General features: G+C 43.3%; 4 protein-coding genes. 3 read left to right on the top strand and 1 reads right to left on the bottom strand.

The window, feature by feature from the left end; all coding sequences use genetic code 11:
• Positions 1 to 201 precede the first annotated feature (201 nt).
• The 3 genes from asnS to ACO4PX_RS08025 are packed head-to-tail and all read left to right on the top strand — an operon-like array spanning position 202 to position 4635.
• Complete coding sequence (gene asnS, locus ACO4PX_RS08035) at positions 202 to 1590, top strand: asparagine--tRNA ligase (protein WP_315365096.1); 1389 nt, start codon at positions 202 to 204, stop codon at positions 1588 to 1590.
• Between the two features lie 55 nt (positions 1591 to 1645).
• Positions 1646 to 2701 carry a metallophosphoesterase family protein gene (locus ACO4PX_RS08030; protein ID WP_485572218.1) on the top strand — a complete coding sequence of 352 codons (1056 nt, stop codon included), beginning with the start codon at positions 1646 to 1648 and terminating at the stop codon, positions 2699 to 2701.
• Complete coding sequence (locus tag ACO4PX_RS08025) at positions 2698 to 4635, top strand: ATP-binding protein (protein ID WP_485572217.1); 1938 nt, start codon at positions 2698 to 2700, stop codon at positions 4633 to 4635. The genes ACO4PX_RS08030 and ACO4PX_RS08025 overlap by 4 nt, the downstream gene beginning before the upstream one ends.
• A 169-nt stretch (positions 4636 to 4804) precedes the next feature.
• Here ACO4PX_RS08025 and ACO4PX_RS08020 read toward each other — a convergent pair whose 3' ends face one another.
• Positions 4805 to 5932: an AAA family ATPase gene (locus ACO4PX_RS08020; protein WP_485572216.1), complete on the bottom strand. Its 1128-nt coding sequence runs from the start codon at positions 5930 to 5932 to the stop codon at positions 4805 to 4807.
• Positions 5933 to 6127 lie beyond the last annotated feature (195 nt).

Below are 6127 nucleotides of genomic sequence, written 5' to 3'. Positions count from 1 at the left end.
GGCAATATAGGGCAGTGGTTTACAAAACCGCTGCTCAGTCGAGGCGAAGCTAACAAGAGCGTGCCCCAAGTTCACTATATCGCTTAGAAAATTCATTTGATTGTTAGGCCTTCAATTTAGCGGGAGTTTCCGTCGTATTTCCTTGAAAATTTTTTCTACCTCCTATATACTGAAAAATATTGTTTACATAAAGGGGGAAGTATGGAAATTACAGGATTAAGAGACATTTTCCTATCACAGGAAGAATATTTGGATACAGAGGTTATGGTGAGCGGTTGGGTACGAAGCAACAGAGACTCCAAGAATTTTGGATTCTTGGTGATTTCCGACGGTACCTTTTTTACCCCGTTGCAGGTTGTTTACCATGACAGTTTGGAGAACTTTGCGCAGGCAGCCAAGTTGGGCGTAGGTGCTGCGGTAATTGTGGAAGGAAAGCTGGTAGCTACACCGGAGGCGAAGCAGCCCTTCGAGTTGCAGGCCAGCTCCATTACGGTAGAAGGAGATACGGAAGCCAGTTATCCCTTGCAGAAGAAGAGACATACCTTAGAGTATCTTCGTACCATTCCGCATCTTCGTCCCAGAACCAATACCTTCCAGGCAGTATTCCGTATTCGTTCTCAGGTGGCTTATGCACTTCACTCCTTCTTCCAGGAGCGAGGCTTCGTCTATGTGCATACCCCCATTATCACCGCCTCCGATACGGAGGGTGCAGGAGAAATGTTCCAAGTCACCACTCTTCCTTTGGAATCCGTTCCTATGGAAAAGGGTGAGGTACAGTACGGAGAGGATTTCTTCGGTAAGAAAACCAGCCTTACGGTTTCCGGACAGCTAAACGGAGAAACCTTTGCCCAGGCTTTCCGAGACATCTATACCTTTGGACCTACCTTCAGAGCGGAGAAGTCCAACACCCAAAGACACGCTGCGGAATTCTGGATGATTGAGCCGGAGATGGCCTTCGCGGATCTGGATGATGTTATGTTTATTGCGGAGGATATGCTGAAATATGTGATTCAGTATGTTTTAGTCAATGCTCCGGAGGAATTGGAATTCTTAAATCAATTCGTGGATAAGGGGCTTTTGGAGAGATTAAATCATATCGTTGAATCCGAATTCGCCAGAGTAACGTATACGGAAGCGGTAGAAATTTTACAAAAACAAAACGACCGTTTTGAATACAAGGTGGAGTGGGGTTGCGACCTGCAAACCGAGCATGAGCGCTACCTCACCGAAGAAGTTTACAAGCGTCCTGTCTTTGTAACCGATTATCCGAAGGATATTAAGGCCTTCTACATGAAGCTGAATGAGGACGGAAAGACTGTTGCGGCAGTGGATTGTCTGGTTCCCGGCATCGGAGAAATCATCGGCGGTTCTCAAAGAGAAGATGATTACGAGAAATTGAAGAAGCGTATGGAGGAGCTCAATATGAATCTGGAAGAATATGAGTTCTATCTGGATTTAAGACGTTATGGCTCCACAAGACACGGCGGTTTCGGTCTGGGCTTCGAGCGAGCTGTGATGTATATCACCGGTATGAGCAATATTCGTGATGTACTCCCCTTCCCAAGAACCGTTGGAAACTGTGAATTATAAAATTTTTGCCTCTCGGGTATCCGGGAGGCTAAAATTAGCTTAGAAAGGATTCCTTATGCGTTTTATCCATGCCGCGGATTTACATTTAGGAATGATTCCGGATGCTCAGCATCCCTGGGGAAGAGAACGGGCCAACGCCCTTTTCCATTCCGCAGAAAAAATCGTAGATTTGGTTTTACAGGAAAATGTAGATGCCTTATTTCTGATGGGACAGATTTTCCATCTCCCTCCTTTACAGAAGGACTTGGAGACTCTACACAAACTGTTTCAAAAAATCCCCTTCTGCCATGTTTTTTTGTTTTGTAAAAATGCAGAGGAAAATTACTTTCTCCGTAACTTCTCCTTCCCTGAAAATGTTCACATTTTCACGGAGGACAGTAGCAGGCTTTATATCCCTGAACCGGAAATGGAGATTTTAGCTGTTCAGGAGAAGGATTTTTCTCTTTCGAAGGCCATGTCCTTCGCTTTAGAGCATGAGGATGCTATTCCTCTTCTATTATGGAATGGGGATAAGATGGAAAGCCCGGAAGACGCCTCTTTTCATGCGGCAGCTCTGCCCTTTTCCTATGTTGCATTGGGAGGAGGAAAAGAACGTGCCGTGTTCTTAGAAGGAAAAGCTGTTTTCCCCGGATCCCCGGAGCCTTTAGGACCGGAAAGCACAGGGAAGCACGGGGTATACCTTGGAAATATCCATCCAATTACGAAAAAACTGGATAGCCTATCCTTTCACACAATCTCTTCTGTGCAATACATTCCGCTTCATTTTCGTCTGGATCCTTCTGTGGGACAGGAAACTCTTAGGCAACGTCTTTCAAAGGAAATCGAGAAAAGAGGATTACAAAATATCTATAGAATTCGTTTTAGCGGAAACAGAGATCCCGAAACAAAGATTATTCCCGATCTTCTATCAAAGGAAATTCGTCTGGTGGAGTGGATTGACGATACCATCCCTCAATATGATTTTTATGCGCTTTACAGAGAACACCAGCAAGACCTTCTGGGCTTTTTCATCCGTTCCTATTTAAGAAAAGATTTGGAGGATTTGAATCCTTCGGAAAAACAAAGTCTCTTTTACGGCGTTTCTGCCCTCTTAGAAGGAGGAAAGTCATGATACTGGAAAAATTACATATCGCCGGCTTTGGAAAATTTTCGAATTATTCTCTGGACTTCTCTCCCTCTCTGCAAATTCTCTATGGAGAAAATGAGGCAGGAAAAAGCACAATACACGCTTTCATCCAAGCCATGCTTTACGGGATTCCTAAAGGAGCCAGTAAACGGGAGGCCTTCTTCCAATATCGTCCCTTTTCCGGGGCAACAGCTTTCGGAGGAAGTCTGGAATTTTCCTACCAGGGAAAATCCTACCGCGTCCAAAGAGATTTTCTCCAAGGAGGAGAGGCCGAAGTTCGCGCATTAGCATCCGGACAGCTTATCCCTGATGGAGAAAGCTTTTTACAGACTGTTCTTGCTCCCTTTTCTTTGGACAGCTTTAAAAATACCGTGTCAATCCGGCAGTTAAAATCCTCTACAGAAAGAGAGATGGTTTTTGAGCTCCAAAAAATGCTGAGTAATTTTCAGCAAAGCGGAAATGTGGAACTCAGTCCCGATGCGGCACTCCGCTATTTGGACAGGGAAGAAGCCGCACTGCTGGAACAAATGGTTCCCGAGGCTACAAAGCGCTATTCTTCACTTTTGGGAGAAGTAAAGAATACCCAAAAGGCACTTTCTCAAATCCATGAGGGAGAGCTTTTAGACGCTGATGCTATACCGGAAAATGAAGCCTTGTCCGATGCTTCTGTCGAAGAGATTCCCCTATCAAAGGAATCTCCCTCCCTGGAAAAGCAAAAAGAAAGAATTCAAGAAATCAAGAGTGATTTAGAGGCTCTTTCCACTCTTTTGGAGAAGGAAGAAGTCCGGGATAAAGAAGCGCTTTTAGAAGAACAAGATCGGATGCTGCTGTATCTGAATCATGCTCAGGAGGAAAAGGAGCTTGGTAAAGGCAGCCTGATTCTATATCCTATCTTCTGCTTTTTTGCCCTTTGTTTTGCAGTTTTAACGGTAATGAGCTTTCTTTATGCCTATACCATGATTAGTTTGCCGCCTTTTCCTTTCTTTTCCATGGGCTTTTCCGCATACCTGTATCCTTTCTTTTGTGCCTTTTTGCTTTTTCTGCTTTTGGCTCTTTCTCAAAAAAGAGTCTTTGAGCAACATCAAAACTGGATAAAGAAAGAAAAACAAGAATTTGAAGAGCTTTTGGGAAAACGTCAAATTTCCGCCTTTCTACAGTTCCAAAACAGCAGTAAGGAAGAGCTTTCCGAAAAAGGTGCAAGCCAAGGCTATTCTCAAGCAAAGATTATGCAGTACTACAGCACCATTTTAGAAAAGTGGACGGAAAGGGAAGAAAAAGCAAAGCTTCTACAGACTTTAGAGGAAAATTATGAAAAAGAACAGGCTCTCTGGAAGGAAAGCAGTCTTGCGGAAAGCCAAAGAGAACAAAGAGAAGAACTTCTCCGTCAGTACGGAATTTTACAAAACAAGGCAGACTTGCTTCGCCCTTCTCTGGAGGAAAATGAAAAACTTCAGGAAAAATTGGAGTCTATTCGGGAAGCAAAAGAACGAATTCAGCAGATTGCTACGGAAATTCGCAATAGCTTTGCCTTCCATTTAAACGATAATTGTGGGCATGCCTTAGCTGAAATCACCAATGGTCGATATGATTCCTTATGGATTGATGATAAGCTACAGCTTTATGTCAATGCAAAGGAGGGATTCTTTCCCCTGGAACAGGCTTCTACAGGCACGATTGATCAGCTCTATCTGGCACTCAGACTTTCCATCGCTCTTCTTCTGCAAAGAGAGAATCAGGAATACCTTCCTCTGCTCTTTGACGACAGCTTTGCGATGTATGATGAACGAAGACTTTCCGCCAGTCTCAGCTACTTAAAAAAGGCTTACCCGGCGCAGATTCTTCTTTTCACCTGTCACCATAGAGAAGCCAAAATTTTACAGGAGCTGGGAATTCCCTTTGAGCAAACGGAATTAAAATAATAAACGAGATACCGCCGGCACTACGAGCGATACTTGTAAAAAATAAAATATTTTTCTATCAATATAGGTCTGAGATTGGGGAACCCTTTCGCCAGCTTCGCCACAGTCTCAGACCTATATTGCTAAACATCTCTTTGTTATTTTGATTTTTACAGTGCCTTTTTGCCGTTTAACCGGCAGAATCTGCCGAGGGATTCGCCACCGATTCGACTTCCGGCTCTTCCAGCTTTAAAACCGCTTCTGTCAGACTCTTACACTGTCCGTTTTGCAGGAATTGAATCATTGTCAGGATATCCTCTTCATTCAAATGCTTTTTCCCGATAAACTGTTCAAATTTCTGTGTTAAGGCAATCTGCATTTCCTGCGCTTGCCCTTCTAAACTATTCCTCTCTTGAGAAGCTTGCTGCCACTGCTCTTTTAAAGTAGCCAGTCGCTCCTTCTCCGTATTCTCGATTTCATCTCGTATAATATTTTGGTTTACCGTTTCAAAGCTGTGGAGAGCATTTTGTTTTTGTGCAATAATTTCATTTCTCTCCTGATTCAGTCTGCTCAGTTCATCATCAAACTCTTCCAGATGATAGGGCGCATCATTAGAATCCTTATGAATCTCATTCTTTAAACGCTTTATCTGCTTCTTATTGCGAAGAATTTTCTTTCGGATCTCTGCTCCCTGCTTTACCACCTCTCTATATTTGCCCACGGTTCTATTCCCGATAAAGACATAGAGGCCACCGAAAATCAGGATGTCCAGTAGATAGATTCCTACCAAAAACAGAGCTCTGTGGGGAACCAGAAAATAGTAAATAGCAATAGGAACGGCTCCAAAAAAGAGTAAGAAGAAGAAAAGCATTCCCAACACCTCGGAGAAAGACACCGGCTTAAATAAGATGCCGAAGAGCTTCGTTGTGCAAAATAAAGGCGCTCCCTCTCTGGTGCAAATACCGTGATACTGCCGTTTCAGCTCCACATTTTCCTGCTTCAAGGGACCGGATTCTTCTGCCACTCTCTCCTTAATCCCCTTATTTTTCGCTTTTTCTCTGGCTTCCTGAACCTTTTTAATCTTGCCGTCACTTTGCGACAGCTGCTGATCATAGCTGTTTTCCAACTCTTTTTTCCGTTCCTGAATAGTTTTTTCAATTTTTTGCTTTAGAGCTTCCGTCTCCTGCTCCAAATCCAGTTTTCCCTGTTTTTCTTTTTCTAAGGCAGACTCGCTGCGGACTCTACAATCCTCCAGTTGCTTTACCGCTTCTTTCGCCTGTTCTAAAAATAAAACCGGATTTTCCTGCTCTAATCCCATATTGGCCTCCTGGTCTAAAAGAAAATTTCTTGTAATTTTCCAGCATTTTTCCATTCTTTTATAACAAAAAAGAGAGTTCCCGTAAAGACTCTTCACTCTTCTTTCAGAAATATCGATTTATAGGAATTTATAGAGGAACATTATGACGGTTTCTATGCCGTATGCACAAACCTGGAAGATGATGTGGCAACGATT

Source organism: Oribacterium sp. (genome assembly GCF_057249185.1).
The sequence above is the reverse complement of the archived record's forward strand: the minus strand, read 5'-3'. Positions and strand labels throughout refer to the sequence as shown.